The following is an 18,376-nucleotide window of genomic DNA, read 5'->3' as shown; positions in this document are numbered from 1 at the left end:
GTGAAAGACAGCCCCACAATCGGCCGCCAACTCGCCAATCGCCGGAAGGTCGTTGATGACGCCAGTCTCGCTGTTCGCAGCTACGACTGACACCAACAGCACGTCACTGCCCAGCAGCCCCTCCAAGGCAACAAGATCGACTGCACCACCTCGCGTCACAGGAACGATGTCGAGCTTCGCGAGGCCTTGCCGCGCGAGCCAGCTTGCCGTCGCCATCACCGACGCGTGCTCGACAGCGGAAACCAAGATCCGGGAGCGTTCCGGACTCGCGTCCGTCACGATCCCCTGAAGCGCGAGGTTGTTCGCCTCTGTGGCGCCAGACGTCAAGACCACGTTGCTCGTCGCAGCGGCCCCGACGAGTTGACTCACCTGTTCGCGAGCAGTTTCGACACGAGCCGCCTGCATCCGCCCAAATCGATGCACCGACGAAGCGTTTCCAATGCCGTCGCGCAGCACCAGCGACATGGCCTCAAGAACTCGCGGATCAAGCGGCGCCGAGCCGTTGTAATCCAAGTAGATGCCGGCGCTCATGCCGAACCCGACGTCAAGAAGGCCAACAACTCTGATCGGCGGAAGCGCCAGACCCGGCCAACCTTGGCAGCAGGCAGTTCACCGCGCTGCGCGTGACGAAGCACCGTCTTCTTGGACAGCTTGAGCAGCTCCGCGGCCTCGTCCGGCGTGAGCACCTCATCCTCCCCGTCGAGCAGCCCGCTCTGCTCCCCAGCGGGAGACACTTCGGTCATGCCCTGCTCCTCTCTAGGGGTCACAAGAGGACAGTACGGCCCTCCACGGCCCTCACGGGTGGATGCTGCGCTTCTTCGCAGGGATCCGCATCCGCCCTGGCCACAGCCCCGTGCTTGTCGAAGACACATTCTGCGGGCCCGGTGTGACATAGGGAGTAGCCTCCCGGGGCCTCTGCGACGATTCGACCATCAGGACGCGACCCCCGGCCCGAGTTGATGGCGCTGAACCTTGCCGAGAGCGTTGCGGGGCAGCGCTGCTTGCCGAGAGCGTTGCGGGGCAGCGCTGCGATGCGGTAAGTGCGGCGAGGACGCTTGTAGAACGCGAGGCGTTCGCCCACGAAGTCCTTCATCTCGTCGTCGTCGAAATCCCGAGCCGCGACCACGTAGGCCACGACCGCCTCGCCCCACTCGGGGTCGGGCTCGCCGCCGACCGCGCACTCAGCGATGTCAGGGTGCGAGGCGATGACCTCCTCGACCTCGCGGGGGTACACGTTGAAGCCGCCGCAGATGATGAGCTCCTTGGCACGGCCGACGATGCGCAGGTAGCCGTCGTCCCACTGGCCGAGGTCGCCGGTGCGGAACCAGCCGTCGCTGAACGACGCTGTGTTCTCGGCGGGCCGCTCCCAGTAGCCGGAGAACACATTGGGTCCCCGCACTAGGATCTCCGCAGCATCGGGCACAGTCATTGCAGCGCCATCGGAAACCGCAGGCTCGCCGTCACTGGAGTCGAGCGCTTCGAGGCGCACTTCCACGCCGGGCAGCGGGAAGCCCACCGTGCCGGCCCGACGAGGCTCGTCGTGCGGATTCGACACCAGCATCACGGTCTCGGTCATGCCGTAGCGCTCGATCACATGCTGGCCGCTGGCCTCTCGCACGGCGTCGTGCAGTTCGGCCGGCATGGGTGCCGAACCCGACGCGCACAGCCGCAGTCCCGACAGCTCGGCGGCCCGCGGCGAGTCCACGAGCCGGGAGTACATGGTCGGAACACCGAAGAACATCGTGGCCCGGTGCTCGCGGATCGCGTCGAACACGGTGTCGGGCTCGAACGTGGGCTGCAGTACGGCCTGTGCCCCCACTGTGAGCGTGCCGTGCAGCCCTACGCCCAGGCCGTGCATGTGGAATAGCGGCAGCGCCAGCACGAGCACGTCATCGGGCGTCCAGCGCCAGGCCAGCTGCAGCGCTCGTACCGAAGCGAGCAGGTTCGCATGGCTCAGCACCGCACCCTTGGGCTGCCCCGTCGTCCCAGACGTGTACCCGATGAGCGCAGGCTCATCGGGCCGGCGTTGACGTGCGAGCGCCGGCAGATCGAATCGGGGCCCTTTATGAGGCGCTGCACCGACACCACCGGGAGCGACTGCACCAGTGCCGGCGGCGGCGTGCTCGGCTTCGCCTGCGCGGCCCGCGGGCAGGAGGGCGGCATTGAAGTCGCTGATCATCACCGCTGGATCAGCGTCGGCGATCCACTCGTGCCACTCGTCAGGCTCGCCGACGCCTTCCACCAATGCAGCTGCGGGACGGCAATCCGCCACCACGCCGCGCACCTCGTCGGCCCGGTAGGCACCGTTCAGCGGCACGACCGCCGCTCCCATCGCCAGCAATGCCGCGTGTGCCGCAATCAGTCGGGACGAGCTCGGGCCGCTCATCAGCACGCGGTCGCCGGCGACTATGCCCGCACTCGCCAAGCGCTCGGCGACATCTTGGGCGCGCTCCAAGAGTTCGGCGCCAGTCACCCAGCCCGCATGCGCATTCCACACCACGTACCGCTGCGGATCGGTCGACCAGCGGTCCAGCCAGACCGCGGGCAGCGTGCCACCCGCGCTCAGATCAACGTCGGCAGCATTGCTGCCTGCCGGCAGATGCCGGGACCAATGCGACTCCTGCCCATCGGTCATCTCGAGCTGCTCCCTCGGCACACCGGCACAGGTGTCAGGCTCGCAGGCGGCTCAACCGGACCGGCGCCCGCCGAGCCATCCGGATCGAGCGGACATGGCGCACCCCCAACGGGATTCGAACCCGTGCCGCCACCTTGAGAGGGTGGTGTCCTTGGCCGCTAGACGATGGGGGCTGGTTGAGATGCGAGGAGTCAGCATAGCCACCACCCCAGATGTGATCGCTAGCGATGGTCGGCGGGCGGCCAGATCTCCGTGTCGGGGTGCAGGCCGAACCAAGCGAACCAGAACGACTGCGACGAAACGATGCGCGGCAGCGTGACGTCGATGCGATTGCGGCCGTCCACGCCGTTGACGCGCAGTTCGTCGTGCAGCACTCCCCCAAGTGCCACCTCCACGGGGGCACCGTGGCGCCACGCCTCGGCGGGCACGCCGGCCACCTCGGCGGCGCTGTACACCCTGGCGCCGCCTTGGTTCGGCACGATCACCAGCGGTTCACCGCCCAGCACGTAGACGAAGGGACCTTCCTGCTCAAGTGCGGCCAATCCCAATGCCAGTGCGAAACCGCCGCGGTCCACCGTGACCACTTCCTCCTTCAGCTCGAACACGTCGGGCGTCTCGAAGGTGGGGAACCACAGATCCTCGCTGGAGTAGTACGTGCGGTACGCAGCGCCCGGCGTGTAGTCGTAGCTGATCGGCGGACGCTCGGGCATCTCGGGGAAGTACGTCGGCGGGGGTGTGTCGAGCGTGAACGTGTCGGGGTGATCGGCCAGCCAGTCCGACCAGCGCACCGTGGCAACCGGGAACTGCTCCAGCTTCGTGCCGGCCAGTGGGCCGGCGAACGCGGTGCCCGAGAGGTGGTTCCACAGGCTCTCGGTCTCGTTGTCGATCATGATCTTGTTCGAGTCCATCAGCAGGCCCGATGTCTGGAACGACAGCACGTCGCCGCTAGGAAGCCGCCGATCGAACATGAGCGCTGTGAGGCACAGCGTGCAGTAACCGAGCGCCACCGGCACACCGCCGACCACGTCATTCGCCAGCTCGTGACGTGCCAGGAACCGCACCGGGTACGCCCCGGCTTCGGCGCCGATCACCACGCCCAGCACCAATTCCTCATCGGTCATGAAGTCGGCTTGGGCAGGGGTGAGCCGTTCAGGGTTGTTCAGCTCCGGAATGCCGCCCCGGCGCACCCCGCCGAACTGGATCGCGCCGAGCGTGACCCGGTCGGTGACCTGGGCGAGCATGTCCCCGAACCGGAAGTCGAGGTAGGCGTACAGCTCGCTCTTGAAGGTCTCGTAGCCCTCGCCGGGATCGACACCGTTGGTGCGGTACCACGAGCCGTAGCGCACATAGTCGGTGTTGAAATCGCCCGAGCTCTCGATTCCCGTCAGCCGCTCCAACGCTCCCATCGACGTGTCGGATACGTTGCGTGCTCCTGCGGTGCGCATGATGTCCATGACCCAGGGCACCCACCGCTGATCGCCGGTCAGACCCATCTCACCGGCGATGTTCGCGGCGAATGCGGTATTCGGCAGCTCCAGGAATTCGTGGATCTTCTCGGTCAGCGTCAGCTCCAGGAACGGCCGACCGTCCTCGGTGCCCGGAAAGAACGGCTGGGTAGTCGGCGGCGGTGCCGTGTCGGAAGGCGTGGTGTCGGGCGGTCCCATGTCGTCAGCGGCGGGCTCGGTAGCCGCGGCGCTGTCTGCCGAATCGGCCGCCGAGGTCGACGACGTCGCCGGAGGCTCAGCCGGCGCGGAGCCCTCGTCCGGGTCCGTCGAGGTCGAACAGGCCGCGGCGAGCACACTCACGGCGACCGCTGCGCAGATCAGCTTCCGCATACGGCGGCCGAGCCTATGGCAGCCGCCTGCTGCGCCATGGTCGGGCTGGTTGGGCTAGAACGGCAAGCGTGAGCGGCCGCTGCGGCGGCACCACAAAGGGGGAATCACGATGGACAACGGTGCAAGCAACGGGGCGATACCTGACAATCCGGCGGGCTACGTCTGCCTGACCTTCGACTTCGACGGACCGTCGCTGTGGATAGCCCGCCGCCAGACCACCCCAACGCCCATCTCACGCGGCGAATTCGGCGCCGTCGCCGTGCCGAGGATCCTCAAGCTGCTCGCCCGCCACGACATCCCGAGCACCTTCTTCATCCCGGGCCACTCCATCGACACCTATCCCGATGCGGCCCGCATGGTGGTCGACGCCGGATGCGAGGTGGGGCTGCACGGCTACGCCCACGAGTACAACCCCCGGCTGAGCGAGGACGAGGAGCGAGCCATCCTCGAGCGCACCTTCGCCCAGATCGAATCGCTCACCGGTGCTCCGCCGAAGGGCTACCGGGCACCCTCGGGCGACATCAACCCCTGGACGATCGACCTGCTGATGGAATACGGCCTCAGCTACGACTCGTCGCTCATGGGCCACGACTACGCGCCCTACTGGCTGCGCACCGGCGACCAGTTCCCGCTCGACGGACCGATGGAGTTCGGCGAGCAGGTCGACCTGGTGGAGCTGCCGTTCAGCTGGCACCTCGACGACTACGTCCACCTGGAGTTCGTGACGTTCAAGAACACGATCCTGACCGGGCTGGAGAACCCCGGCACGATGTTCGACACGTTCCTGTCGGATGTGAAATGGATGACCAGCGAGGTGCAGCACGGCGTGTGCACGGTCACGTTCCACCCGCAAGCGATCGGCCGGGGCGGGCGTTTGTACGAGATGGAGCGCTGGATCTCCCAGATGACCGACCTGGGCGTGAGCTACGCCCGCATGTGCGACGTAGCCGACGCTTGGCGCGCCGGGCGTCAGCTCGGCATCGAGTAGCGGCGGCCCCGGCCGTCTCGCCCCCGGTCGGGCCGCTAGCCCTCGACGCCGTCGAGCATGCGACTGATCAGCAGCTTCTGGACCTCCGAGGTGCCTTCGTAGATCTGGTACACCCGCACGTCGCGGTAGATCTTCTCCACCGGGTAGTCGTTCAGGAAGCCGTAGCCGCCGTGGATCTGGATGGCCTTCGACGCCACCCGCTCGGCCATTTCTGACGCGAACAGCTTCGCCATCGAGGCTTCGCGGGCGCACTCGAGTCCCTGATCGCGCATCTGCGCTGCGTGCAGGTAGAGCTGGCGTGCCGCTTCGATCTGCGTGGCCATCTCGGCGAGCGTGAACGAGATTGCCTGGTGCTCGACGATCGGGCGTCCGAACGTCTCGCGCTCTTGGGCATAGGAATGCGCGGCCTTCAGCGCGGCCCGTGCGCCGCCCGTGGCCTGGGCTGCGACACCGATGCGGCCCAGCGACAGGTTGCCCAGCGCAATGCCGAGCCCGCGCCCGATCTCGCCGAGGACATCGCTTGCGGGCACCCGCATGTCCTCGAATACCACCTGGCAGGTGTCGTTGGTGCGGTGGCCGAGCTTGTGCTCCTTGGCGATCACGCGGTAGCCGGGGTTGTCGGTAGGCGTGATGAACGTGGTCATGCCCCGCTTGCCGGCGCTCGGATCGGTCACCGCCACGATCATCGCCACATCTGCGCTCGAGCCTGCAGTGATGAACGCCTTGTGGCCGTTCAGGACGTACTCGTCGCCGTCCCGGGTGGCCTGGGTGCGGATGGCCGCGGCGTCGGAACCGGTGTGGGGCTCGGTGAGGTGGATGCAGCCCAGCCACTCGCCGCTGGTGAGCTTGGCGAGGTAGTCGCGCCGCTGCTGGTCGGTGCCCGACTGCTGGATCGCCATGGCGACCGGCGAGTTGTTCGCCGCCATCATGTTGCTGATGCCGCCGTCGGCAGCGGATATCTCCTCGACGGCCAGTGCGTACGACACGAAGTCGGCACCCGCACCACCCCAGCATGGGTCGACCATCATGCCCATGAGCCCGACGTCGGCCATCTTGCTGTAGAGCCCGCGAGGCGCCCCGCCTGCCCGGTCCCATTCAGCGGCAAACGGTGCTATCTCGCGCTGCGCGAAGGCCCTGGCCACGTCGCGGATCTGCTGCTGCTCGTCGGTCAACTGCACTGCGCCCTCCTCGGGCTCGGCCACGGGATCGCGGGGCTCGGCACCGCTGTGCAGCGGCGACTTAGGGTACCGAAATGCAGAATTCTGATTCCGGAGAACGCATCTCCGAGGCCGGTTTCGACCTCGACCAGGTGGATCGCCTGCTCACCACCACCCGGGCGGTGCGCAAGCGGCTCGACTTCGACCGCTGGGTCAGCGACGATCTCATCTTCGAGTGCATCGACCTCGCGGAGCAGGCGCCGACGGGCGGCAACGATGCCAGCCGCCGCTGGATCGTGATCCGCGACCAGGAACTCAAGGATCAGCTCGGCGAGCTGTACGCCGAAGTGGGCACCATCTTCATCAACGCCCGGGGGCGCCTCGACGGCACCGGCCACCCCAAGGAGCACATCGTCAGCTCCAGCGCCTACCTCGTGGAGAACTACGCGAAGGCCCCGGCGCTCGTGATGCTGGCGATCTGGGGCATCCACGACGACAGCGGCCGGCCGGGGCTGTTCGACAGCGCCATTCCCTCAGCCTGGAGCTTCAATCTGGCACTGCGCTCCCGGGGCCTCGGCACCGCGTACGCCACGATGCTCAACAACAAGTCCGAGGAAGTGGCCGAGCTGCTGGGCATGCCGCCGGGCCTCACCACGCTGGTGTGCTTCCCGGTGGCCTACACCAAGGGAACCGACTTCTCGGCAGCGCCCCGCCGACCGGCGAGCGAGATCACATACTTCGACCAGTGGGGCTTCACCCGCCAGCGGCCCAGCGACGACGGCACCGCCCGGGTGGCCGACGGTCAGGGCGTGGCGGCCGAGATCGACACCGACGCCCGGCCCCAGACGGTCTGGGACGTCATCACCGACATCAGCATGCCGGCGCAGTTCTCCGAGGAATTCCTGGGTGCCGAGTGGACATCCGAAGGCGATCCGGGTGTGGGCTCGACGTTCCGTGGCCGCAACTCCATCCCCGACGTGTTCGACTGGGAGACCGACTGCATCGTGACTGCGTGGGAGGAGCGCACGGCGTTCGAATGGCGCGTCACCGACACCGAGAATCCCGGTGCCGTGTGGCGGTTCGACCTCGCCGAGCAGGGCGGCGGCAGCCGGCTGCGGTTCTCGATGCTCATCGGCGAGGAGAACAACGGCACGGTGCCCATGGCCTTGCGTGACCCGGCCAAGGAGCAGCGGGTGCTGAACCGGCGCCGCGACGTGCTGCGGGCCAACATGCAGCGCGTCGTCGAGGGCGTCAAGGCCATCGTCGACGGCGACTGAACCATCACGTCGGCGCTGGAGCCACGCGGCAGCCCCGTACAGCGATACAGACGCGAGAGGGCCGGCGGGCTGCTGCCCGCCGGCCCTCTCTGTTGACCGTTTTGGTCAGTCAGGAATCAGACGCAGGGCGTTTGACTTCCTGGTGGCGTTTGCCTAGCGGCAGCCGCCGTCGTCCTTGTCCCAGGCGCAGTTCGAGGAACGGCCGTTGACATCCACGACGTCGCCGATGATGTCCCACGTCTGTCCAGTGGCATCGAACCGGCTGAACTGCGAGCCCTCGACGAAGTACGCATCAGCGTTGCCGTTGAACTGCGTGGTGATGCCGTCCAGGATCATCGGGTGGTAGATGTCGATCGACCGCACCGCCAGGATGAAGTTGCTCCGGGTCAGACCGCCCGGCAGCTCTGCAGCGATGCGCAGCGCCTCGCCGTAGGGGTAGCCGTAGGTGTAGCCGATGGCGTAGAGCGACACCGCCGGGTCCAAGCCCGCGGCTTCGAGGTTGCTGTTCACGAACTGGATGAACGGCTCGTCGATGAACTGCGGGTCGGTGGAGTCCTTGGAACCGCCGCCGATAATCCACCAGCCGTCTGCAGCATCGCCGGCCGGCTTCATGTACGCCTCGATGCCAGCGCACACCGACGGCGTGAACAGCACGCCGCCCTTGGCGTTGATGTCGTCGTACAGACCGCTCTGGCCGGCCTCCTGGATGGCCAGCAAGCACGGGTTGCCCGCCGTCATCGAGATGAACACATCAGGCTCGAACGCCAGGATGGTGGTCATCTCATTGGTCAGCGTCGGCGCCGCCGGGTCGTGACGCACCGGCAAGTACTCGCTCACCACATCGGTGTTGGCATGCGCCCACTCCTCGAAGCCCAGCTCGTAGGCCAGACCGAAGTCGTTGTCCATCACCAGACCGGCAACCTTCACCGGCAGCAGGTCGGCAAGGTTCGATCGGATCCACGCGCCCCACAGGATTGACTCTGTCGAGTACGACATCTGCATGATGGTGGTCCACGGGTGATTCACTGGGTCGCCCCAAGCCGGGTGGCCGGTCATCACGAACGGGTGCGGGATGCACTCCTCGTTGATCTTGTCGTACACGGCGAGCGTGTTCGGCGAGCCCAGGGTCAGGATCGAGAACACATTCTCCGCCTCGATCAGCTCGTCCACGAACTCGATCGTCTGAGCGGCGACATAGGCGTCGTCCTTGATGATCAGCGTGAGATCACGTGGTGAGCCGCCGACCATGATCGGGTCGTTGTCGTTGATCCAGTTGAAGTAGTTCTCCCAGCCGTACGCGATGTTGCCGTACGCTGCCAAGTTGCCCGACTGAGCCGTGGTATGGCCGATGCGGATCTGCGAATCGGTGATGCCCGTCGTGTCCGACCAGTCGTCGGGACACGCGTTCATGTCGATCTCGAAGCCCGCAGGGCCGCGCAGGATGCCGTCGTCACCGACGCCGTACTCGCCAGACTCGATCTTCTCGGTCAGCGAAGCAACAGCCTTGGCGCGGCGAGCGGCGGCCTCTTCGAAGACGCCTTCGAGGGTGGAGCGATCGAACATCATCTCCTCCTCGTCCATCATCTCGTCTTCGGCCATCTCATCGTCGTCGTCTTCGCCGGCGACAGCTGCCTCGATGTCCTCCTCGGCTGCGGCGCCGCCGAGAGCACCTGTGGCGCCCTCATCGTCGTCCTCAGCCATCTCCTCCTCGTCCATGTCGTCCGTGTCGTCCATGTCGTCGTCAGAGGGCGCGGCTGTGGTTTCTGTATCTGTCTCGCCGGCACCGCCCGCTTCGTCGTCGTCATCGCCACCGCACGCAGCGGCAACGAGCGAGAACGCAAACAGCACAGCCAGCAAGCGCCACATTCGACGTTTCGTCATGTTGAATCTCCCCAATTGGTTGCAAATGCACGAACCGGCGGCGCGCAGATGCCGCAACCGGTCCATCGGGACGCTAGTTCGCGTCGCGGGACCGGTCACCGGGCGGGTCATGTCAATTCTGCAACGATTTCGATTCTGCGCCCGGGCCGCGACTGCGTCTCATCGGACGCGCAAGGGCCGGCGAACTGTCGCCCGCCGGCCCTGTCGCGCCGACCTGAAGATCGGCGGATGTCCATCAGATGCAGCGAAGACAACCGCTGCGTCTGCGGCGAAGACGGCTTAGGGCCGCCTCCATGCTCGCGACGAAGCCCGCCTAGCGGCAGCCTCCGTCGTCCTTGTCCCAAGCGCAGTTCGTGGACCGGCCGTTGACATCCACGATTTCGCCGATGATGTCCCACGTCTGCCCACCGGCGTCGAACCGGCTGAACTGCGAGCCCTCGATGAAGTACGCATCCGCCGCACCGTTGAACTGAGCGTTGATGCCGTCCAGCGCCTGCGGGTGGTAGATGTCGAGCGACCGCACCGCCAAGATGAAGTTGCTCCGGGTCAGACCGCCCGGCAGATCGGCCGCCACCCGCAGGGCCTCACCGTACGGGTAGCCGAACATGTAGCCGGTGGCATACAGCGACACTGCCGGGTCAAGGCCCGCAGCTGCCAAGTTGTCGTTGATGAACGCGATGAAGGGCTCATCGGTGTACTTCGGGTCGGTGGAGTCCTTGATGCCGCCGCCGACAATCCACCAGCCGTCGGCGAAGTCGCCGGCAGGCTTCAGGTATGCCTCGATGCCAGCGCACACCGACGGAGTGAACAGCACACCGCCCTTGGCGTTGATGTCGTCGTACAGGCCGTTCTGGCCGGCCTCCTGGATGGCCAGCAAACACGGGTTGCCCGCCGTCATCGAGATGAACACATCAGGCTCGAACGCGGCGATGGTGGTCATCTCATTGGTCAGCGTCGGCGCCGCCGGATCGTGACGCACCGGCAGGTACTCCGCGACCACATCGGTGTTGGCATGCGCCCACTCCTCGAAGCCCAGCTCGTACGCCAGACCGAAGTCGTTGTCCATCACCAGACCGGCGACCTTCACCGGCAGCAGGTCTGCGAGGTTCTCGCGGATCCACGCACCCCACAGCAGCGACTCGGTCGAGTACGACATCTGCAGACCGGTAGTCCACGGATGATTGACGGGGTCGCCCCAAGCCGGGTGGCCGGTCATCACAAACGGCTGCGGGATGCACTCATCGTTGAGCTTGTCGTACACCGCCAAGGTGTTCGGCGAGCCCAAGGTGAGGATCGAGAACACATTCTCGGCCTCGATCAGTTCGTCCACAAACTCGATCGTCTGAGCAGCCACATAGGCGTCATCCTTGACGACGAGCACGAGATCACGTGGCGAGCCGCCGACCATGATCGGGTCGTTGTCGTTGATCCAGTTGAAGTAGTTCTCCCAGCCGTACGCGATGTTGCCATAGGCAGCCAAGTTGCCCGACTGAGCCGTGGTATGGCCGATCCGAACTTCGCTGTCGGTGATGCCCGTCGTGTTCGACCAGTCGTCGGGACACGCGTTCATGTCGATCTCGAAGCCCGCAGGACCGCGCAGGATGCCATCGTCACCGGCGCCGTACTCGCCGGCCTCGATCTTCTCGGTCAGCTCGGCAACGGTCTTGGCGCGGCGAGCGGCGGCCTCTTCGAAGACACCCTCGAGGGTGGAGCGATCGAACATCATCTCCTCCTCGTCCGTCATCTCCTCTTCTTCGGCCATCTCCTCTTCTTCGGTCTCGCCGGCTACTGCCGCCTCGATGTCCTCCTCGGCCGCGGCGCCGCCGAGAGCACCTGTGGCGCCCTCGTCTTCTTCCTCTTCGGCCATCTCCTCGTCCATCGCCTCGTCCTCGCTGGCCGCGGCGGTGGTCTCGGTCTCTGTTTCTCCGGCGCCGCTCTCGTCCGCGTCGTCATCGCCGCCGCACGCAGCAGCGACGAGCGAGAACGCGAACAACAACGCCAGCAAACGCCACATTCGACGCTTGATCATGTCGTTTCTCCCTGTAGATGAAAGTGAGACGCCGGCTCCCCCAGTCGATTGCCTGCGAACCGGCGCGTTACGAAATTAGTTCCACCCTGTCGGGCGATGTCGAGCCCGACCGTGTCAGTTCCGCGACGATTCAACCACGCGCTCAGTTTCGATCTGTCTGAGGCACTTGATCGTCCCGGCGGCGATTGAACATGCCGATGAGACCGCGTGGGAAGACGAACGTCAGGGCCACCAGCAGCACACCGAACACGAACTGCTCTTCGTCGAGCAGGCGCAGGAACTCGCCGAGCGGGCCCAGCCCGCTCACATCGCCGAGCAGTTCGCCGATCCTCGAGAAGACCTCCCGGATAGCGACGCCGAGCACAGAGCCCCACAGCGAGCCCAGGCCGCCGAGAACGGCGGTGGCATACAGCACCAACGATTCTTGGAACGGGTACGACTCCTGTGAGGCGAACGGCACCAGCACGATGCCGAGCGCTCCTGCGAGTCCGGCCAGCGACGCACTCACCGCGAACGTGCTGACTCTGGACGCCACCAGGTTCACCCCGTACACGGCCGCAGCAGTGTCGTTGTCGCGCACCGCGCGCATGGCGCGGCCGGGTCTGCTCTTGATGATGTTGTGCGTTAGCCACATCGCCAACCCCACCACCACCAGGCAGATGAGGTAGTGGTACAGCCCCTCGGCCCAGCGGCTGGTGCCGAACCACGACGGCGGCACCAATTCGGCGCCGACCGCCCTGCCGCTGACGCCGCCGGAGAACGCCGGCACTCGCTTGGCGAGCGGCTGGAACACGATGGCCAGCCCGAGCGTCACCAATGCAAGGTGGATGCCCTTGATGCGGAGCGCCGGCAGGCCGACCAATGCGCCGATGACACCTGCGAACGCGGCGCCGGCCAGGATCGAGAGGACCCACGGCATCGCCAAGTCGTCGACTGCGTAGGCGGCTGCGAACGCGCCGACGGCCACGAAGACCCCATGGCCGAGGCTGATCATGCCGCCGTAGCCCGTGGCGATATTGACGCCCAGCACGGCGAGAACCATGACGATGATCTGGGTGTTCTGCCGCAGTTCGGTCACCGAGCTGGTCAGCGGCATCGCCACCAGCCACACACCCAGCAACACAGCGCCTATCCAGCTGAGCGGGCCGATCCGCCGCCGCGAACCCACAACACGATCCGCGCCAGCGGCGCCGAGCACGGCTGTGCCAACGCCGGATGGCGCTGGCGGGCCGCTGCGCACGCTGAGCCCGGCGCCGGACGGCTCGTCAGACGCGGGCGGATCATCGGGCGGGGCAAAGACAGCGAACACGCTGGCATCGGCACCCGGAGTCTCGTCGTCATCGCCTGGGCGCGGCAGCGGCGTGGGCCAGTTGTCGTCGCTCACACCCGCTCGATCCGCTGAGTGCCGAACAAGCCGGCTGGGCGCACGATGAGCACCACCACCATGGCGACGAGCGCGGGCAGCACGCTGAGCTCGAAGCCGATGAACGGAACATAGGCCGGGATCAGCGTCTGGCTCAGGCCGATGACCACACCGCCCGTACATCAGCGTCGGACCCACGCGGATGCCGTTCAACGCGGCCGATTCCGAATCGATCGACACCGCCCGGAAGGCGAGACCGGCTCTCGTGTAGCGCAACAACAGCGCCAGCACGGTCAGCAGTGCGAATAGCACCAGCCACGCCCCGACAGTGGAGAAGCGCAGACGAGCGCCCGCGATCGCGAAGTGATCACCGGGATCCGGCGGGAAGAACGGCGGGAAGACACGCGGTCCGGTTCCCCACCATTGGCCCATCAACGAGTTCAGCGCCAGCAAGATGCCGATCGTCACGTTGACGAGCGCTAGCTCCGGCGCGTTTCGTAACGGCCGTATCAGCACGCGTTCGGTCGCAGCGCCGGCCGCGATGCCGATGACGACAGCACCTCCGATCGCTAGCGGCGTCACGAGCGGCGCTCCGATCCACGACGCCAGCCCACCGCCGGTGACTCCTGGGGCCGCACCGGCGAGCAGAACGAAGGCGATGTAAGCCGAGAAGGTGGCCATCTCGCCCTGGGCAAAGTTCAGCAGCCCAGTGGATCGAAAGATGATGACCAGCGCCAGCGCCAGCGAGGAGTAGATATACATCTACGCAGAGGCGCCGACGTCTTCAGGCGCTGGCTCGGAGGCCGTTTCGGCCTTCTCGTCCGCGAACACGAAGTAGCGCAGACCGATGAAGATCGTCGCCACGATGACGATGATGCTCAGCACCAGCGACAGCATGCTCTGCGTCGGCCAGCCGATGATCCAGAAGCCCACCGATGTCTCGGAGGCATCGATGGCATCGGAGGCCACGTTGCACAGCTCGCTGACCGACATGTCGCTGATCTCACCCGACGGCGAAGTGCCGCAGAATTCGCCCGGCGTGCCAACAAAGTCCTTCGCCTTCGCCGCCTCATTGACCAGCGGGATAGCCGGCACCGTCTTGCCGTCGGGATTCACCGCGACTGATTCGCGGGCGAGGTGTCCGACGTGGTGGGCTCGCAGCGCGATGTTCAGGGCAAACGCCTGAATATAGGCGAAGCTCAGCACACCGAGGACGCCCGCTGTCTTGGCCTGCGAGCTCACCGCAGCGGCGTTCTCGCCGCGCAAGCCGGCCTTCGCCGCTCGGAACTCGTTCATCGAGACGAACACAATGATCGGTGCGAGCACCACGATGGCGAAGCGCAACGCGAAGGCGAGCGTGCCGACGATGAGGTTGTCGACATTCATCAGCACCCAGCCGATCACCAGCAGCACTGGGCCGGCGATAGCGAATCTCATTGCCCAAGTGGCTCGCGTGGAGGACGGGCCGGGGTCGAGGCTCGAGAGCGGTGTGATGGGGTCGCCGTCTGGCGTCAGCGGGACTACCTGGATGATTCTCTTCTGTATCGCCGTCACCATCGAGGCGATGCCGCCCGGGGCGAAGAAGGTGAACAGGATGAGGATGAGACCGAAGATGGCCGCAGAGAGGGGGCCGTCGCCGTCGAGCGTGTAGAAGCCCAGCGGGATGGAGATTCTCTTGGTGAGGTCTCGCACCCACACCACGAACAAGCCGCCGAATATCGAGCCTTGCAGCGTGCCGACACCGCCGATCACCAAGCCGATAATGAGGTCGACTGCCAGCAGGAAGGTGAAGTCCTGGCCGGCCACGAAGCCCTTGTCCAGGCACCACATGAGGCCTGCCAGCGAGCCCAGCGAGGCGCTCAAGGCAAAGTTCACGGTCTTGTAGAGCGGCAGGTTCACGCCGTAGACGGCGGCACCTGCCTCGCTGTCGCGGATCGCAAGAACCGCCCGGCCAGGCCGGCTGGTCATGATATTGCGGACCAAGGCAATGACGATCACCGTCATCAGCAGCAGGATCCAGTAGCGATACGCATTCGCGCCACGCGCACCGTCGACACCGGGCAGCCACTCGAAGAAGCTGGAGAAGCCGCTTTCCTGCCGATCGACTTCCTCGATGACGTCCCGGCCATTCGGGCCGCCGGTACGGCGTGCGATGCCGAGTTCGTCGATGTTCACGAGCGTCGGGAAGACCGCCGCTTGCGCGATGGTGACCAAGGCTAGGTAGAGACCTCGCACGCGTAGCGCTGGCAGACCCACGATGATGCCGATGGCGAACCCGACGATCACGACGACCGGGATGACCATCCAGAAGTCCCAGAGCTCGTCTTGGACCATCGACGCGGCAACGAATGCGCCGATACCCATGAACGCCGAGTGCCCGAGCGCGAGCATGCCGTTGAAGCCCACGACCAAGTTGACCGCCAGCACGGCCACCATGAGGACCAACGCGCGGTTCATCTTGCCGATCTCGAACGGCTGCAGGACCAGTGGCACCAGGATCGCCAGCGCCAGGGCGTAGCCCCAGCTCAAGAACCGCCACTGGCGATGCTGTGTGCTGCCCCTGGAAACGATGAGCAGTGGTGAACTCATACCTCAGCAACTCCCCTTGGGTAGTTGAGCTAGACGCGCTCGATGCGGCGGGTTCCGAAGAGACCCGCTGGACGGAACAACAGCACGATCAAGATCAGCAGGAACGCCGTCGCCAGCTGCAAGATCGAGAAGTAGGCCTGGCCGAGCACGACCACGCCGAACCATGAGACCAGGACCGACTTGATGAGCCCCACGACCAGCCCGCCGATGACGGCACCGCCGAGGCTGTCGAGACCGCCCAGAGCGGCTCCTGCCAAGGCGTAGATCAGGATCGTGAGCATCATGTTGGGGTTGACGCCGCCCAGCGCCGGTGCCACCAAGGCAGCGGAGAGCGTGCCGAACACCGAGGCCAGTGCCCAGCCGAATCCCAGCGTGCGTCCGGTGTTGACGCCGACCAACCGGGCTGACTCGGTGTTGGAGGACACCGCGCGGAACGCCAAGCCCGCCTTCGTCTTGCCCAGGATGACCGCCAGCGCAATCAGCGCGAGGGCCAGTGCGATCCACGTGCCGATGGTGCGGTAGTGGAGGCGTGCCCCGATCACCTCAAAGAAGGTCCTGCCTACCATCTCGCACATGTCGGCGCCGGCAGTGCCGGGTGCCACCTCGGCCAAGGCACCATCAGCGTTCTCCAGACACGCGATCGTGCCCTCGCTGGAGGTCTTGAGCTCGCTGCCGTTCGGGACCCAGCTCGGGAACTGGCCGAAGGGGTCGTTGACACGCCGGACCTGGTAGTTCCAGATATCGCCCGCGACGGCATTGATGATCAAGAACAAACCTAGGGTGATAAGCACCACAGGCAGGTGGTCGGCCGGGTCGAAGGGTCTGACGAGTGCTCGCTCGACGGCCGCGCCGATCCCGGCGCTGATGAGCATCGCTATGGCGATCGAGAGCCAGAGCCACAGACCCTGCTCGATGTTGAGCACATAGACGAAGAACGCACCGAGCATCGCCAACTCACCGGTGGCGAAGTTGATCAGCGTGGTCGCCTTGAAGATCAGCACCAGCGCCAACGCGGCGGCGGCGTAGACGGCGCCGTCGCGTAGGCCGTTGAAAATGAAATCCGGGAGGATCTCGAAGTTCCAGTTCACGGTCTGCCCCCGTACCTACGAATCAGGCGCCCAAGTACGCTTCCTGCACTGCAGGATCGTTCTTGAGCTGATCGGCTGGTCCATGCAGAGCGATCTCGCCGCTCTCAATCACGTAGCCGTAGTCGGCCATGTCCAGTGCCAGGTTGGCGTTCTGCTCGACGAGCAGCATCGTCAGCCCGGTCTCTTTGTTGAGCTGGGCGAAGCGCTCGAAGAGGTCTTCGATGATGAGCGGCGCCAAGCCCAGCGACGGCTCGTCGAGCAGCAGCAGTCTCGGCCGGCACATCAGCGCCCGGGCGACGGCGAGCATCTGCTGCTCGCCGCCCGAGAGCGAGCCGGCGAGCTGATCGCGGCGCTCTTCGAGCCGGGGAAAGATCTCGAACCAGCGGTCGACATCGGCGCCGACCTCATTGTCCTTGCGGGTGTAAGCGCCGATCTTGAGATTGTCCATCACCGAGAGCTCGGGGAACGTGCCCCGGCCCTGTGGCACGTGGGCGACACCGCGCCGCACGATGTCGGCGGTTTTGGCACGGGAGATGTCGTCGCCTTCCATCGTGACTGTGCCGGTCGTTGTGCACATGTTGCACAGCGCCCGCAGTGTCGTGGTCTTGCCGGCGCCGTTGGCGCCGAGAATCACCACGACGTTGCCGTCGGGAACTTCGAAATCGAGGCCTCGGAGCACCTCGACGGCGCCGTAGCGCGCGTGGAGATCCTCGGCCTTCAGCATCATGTCTGTCATGAAGAACTCCCCAGGTACGCCTCGATGACCTCCGGGTCGTTGCGCACGACATCGGGGTGACCGTCGGCGATCTTGCGGCCGAAATTGAGCACGACCAAGTGCTCGCTGATGTTGAGCACCATGCGCATGTGGTGCTCAACCAGCAGGACTGACAGGTTGTGCCGGTCGCGGATGTCCTTGACATCTTGCGCGAGCGAGTCGACCTCTTGGTGTGTCAGGCCTGAAGCCGGCTCATCCAGCATGATGAGGCGCGGATTGGAAATCAGGGCCCGTGCGAGCTCTATGCGCTTCAGCGTGCCGAACGGCAGGCCGGCAGCCGGGTGGTATGCGTATTCCTCGAGGCCAAGCTCCTCAAGCGCTTCCCAAGCTCTCCGCCTCAGGTCGTTCTCCTCGCTGCGGGTGCCGAGGCGGAACGCAGCGGTGAAGAAGTTGGCCTTCGTGTTGGTGTGGTCGCCCACCATCACGTTCTCGATCACGGTCATGCCGCGCCAGAGGGCCAGGTTCTGGAATGTGCGGTAGACGCCGACGCGGCTGATCTGGTGCGCCGGCATCGCCAGCAGGTCGTGACCGTCGAATGTCACTGAACCAGTCGTCGGGTCGTAGATCCGGCTGACCACGTTGAACAGCGTGGTCTTGCCCGCGCCGTTCGGGCCGATGAGTCCGAGGATCTGTCCCTCGTCCAGAGTGAACGACAAATCGTCGAGCGCACGGATGCCGCCGAACTGCACGGAGATGTCTTGGACTTCGAGCAACGCCACGCGCTGAACCCCCTCCGGTCCTCGCCGATCAGGTGACCGG

General features: G+C 65.7%; 14 protein-coding genes and 1 tRNA gene. 2 read left to right on the top strand and 13 right to left on the bottom strand.

Features of this window, described 5'->3' with window-relative positions; all coding sequences use genetic code 11:
• The 5 genes from VI480_RS09610 to VI480_RS09590 form a co-directional block, all read right to left on the bottom strand.
• Window positions 1–531 (bottom strand): aminotransferase class V-fold PLP-dependent enzyme (locus tag VI480_RS09610; RefSeq protein ID WP_323672613.1); only part of this gene is annotated, 531 nt, incomplete at its 3' end.
• Window positions 528–743, bottom strand: a complete 216-nt coding sequence (locus VI480_RS09605) for a helix-turn-helix domain-containing protein (RefSeq protein ID WP_323672612.1) — start codon at window positions 741–743, stop codon at window positions 528–530. The genes VI480_RS09610 and VI480_RS09605, both read right to left, overlap by 4 nt.
• Window positions 744–763: 20 nt before the next feature.
• Window positions 764–2,635 carry a class I adenylate-forming enzyme family protein gene (locus VI480_RS09600; protein WP_323672611.1) on the bottom strand — a complete coding sequence of 624 codons (1,872 nt, stop codon included), beginning with the start codon at window positions 2,633–2,635 and terminating at the stop codon, window positions 764–766.
• Window positions 2,636–2,735: 100 nt separating this feature from the next.
• Window positions 2,736–2,808: transfer RNA gene (locus VI480_RS09595), tRNA-Glu, on the bottom strand.
• Window positions 2,809–2,856: 48 nt separating this feature from the next.
• A complete protein-coding gene (locus VI480_RS09590; protein ID WP_323672610.1) occupies window positions 2,857–4,470 on the bottom strand; it encodes a DUF3179 domain-containing (seleno)protein in 1,614 nt (537 codons plus the stop codon).
• A gap of 109 nt (window positions 4,471–4,579) precedes the next feature.
• Here VI480_RS09590 and VI480_RS09585 point away from each other — a divergent pair, with 109 nt between their 5' ends.
• Window positions 4,580–5,458 carry a polysaccharide deacetylase gene (locus VI480_RS09585; protein ID WP_323672609.1) on the top strand — a complete coding sequence of 293 codons (879 nt, stop codon included), beginning with the start codon at window positions 4,580–4,582 and terminating at the stop codon, window positions 5,456–5,458.
• A 35-nt stretch (window positions 5,459–5,493) separates the two neighbouring features.
• Here VI480_RS09585 and VI480_RS09580 read toward each other — a convergent pair whose 3' ends face one another.
• Window positions 5,494–6,636, bottom strand: a complete 1,143-nt coding sequence (locus tag VI480_RS09580; protein ID WP_323672608.1) for an acyl-CoA dehydrogenase family protein — start codon at window positions 6,634–6,636, stop codon at window positions 5,494–5,496.
• Between the two features lie 74 nt (window positions 6,637–6,710).
• Here VI480_RS09580 and VI480_RS09575 point away from each other — a divergent pair, with 74 nt between their 5' ends.
• Window positions 6,711–7,892 (top strand): nitroreductase family protein, encoded by a 1,182-nt coding sequence (locus VI480_RS09575; protein ID WP_323672607.1) that lies wholly within the window; start codon window positions 6,711–6,713, stop codon window positions 7,890–7,892.
• A gap of 153 nt (window positions 7,893–8,045) precedes the next feature.
• Here VI480_RS09575 and VI480_RS09570 read toward each other — a convergent pair whose 3' ends face one another.
• The 7 genes from VI480_RS09570 to VI480_RS09540 form a co-directional block, all read right to left on the bottom strand.
• Entirely contained in the window at window positions 8,046–9,773 is a 1,728-nt protein-coding gene (locus tag VI480_RS09570; RefSeq protein ID WP_323672606.1) for an ABC transporter substrate-binding protein, read from the bottom strand.
• A gap of 313 nt (window positions 9,774–10,086) precedes the next feature.
• Window positions 10,087–11,802, bottom strand: a complete 1,716-nt coding sequence (locus VI480_RS09565; protein WP_323672605.1) for an ABC transporter substrate-binding protein — start codon at window positions 11,800–11,802, stop codon at window positions 10,087–10,089.
• A gap of 142 nt (window positions 11,803–11,944) precedes the next feature.
• Entirely contained in the window at window positions 11,945–13,927 is a 1,983-nt protein-coding gene (locus tag VI480_RS09560; protein WP_323672604.1) for an ABC transporter permease, read from the bottom strand.
• Complete coding sequence (locus VI480_RS09555) at window positions 13,928–15,754, bottom strand: branched-chain amino acid ABC transporter permease (protein ID WP_323672603.1); 1,827 nt, start codon at window positions 15,752–15,754, stop codon at window positions 13,928–13,930.
• 29 nt (window positions 15,755–15,783) lie between these two features.
• Entirely contained in the window at window positions 15,784–16,842 is a 1,059-nt protein-coding gene (locus VI480_RS09550; RefSeq protein ID WP_323672602.1) for a branched-chain amino acid ABC transporter permease, read from the bottom strand.
• Between the two features lie 22 nt (window positions 16,843–16,864).
• The gene (locus VI480_RS09545) at window positions 16,865–17,578 is read right to left on the bottom strand and encodes an ABC transporter ATP-binding protein (RefSeq protein WP_323672601.1); all 714 of its coding nucleotides are present in this window, start codon (window positions 17,576–17,578) and stop codon (window positions 16,865–16,867) included.
• Complete coding sequence (locus VI480_RS09540) at window positions 17,575–18,336, bottom strand: ABC transporter ATP-binding protein (protein WP_323672600.1); 762 nt, start codon at window positions 18,334–18,336, stop codon at window positions 17,575–17,577. Before VI480_RS09540 ends, VI480_RS09545 begins: the two co-directional genes overlap by 4 nt.
• Between the last annotated feature and the right edge of the window lie 40 nt (window positions 18,337–18,376).

Source organism: Candidatus Poriferisodalis multihospitum (assembly GCF_028283155.1).
GTDB classification, from domain to species: Bacteria; Actinomycetota; Acidimicrobiia; order Acidimicrobiales; family Poriferisodalaceae; genus Poriferisodalis; species Poriferisodalis multihospitum.
Note: the sequence above shows the minus strand (reverse complement) of the source record. Positions and strands in the feature narration are given on the sequence as shown.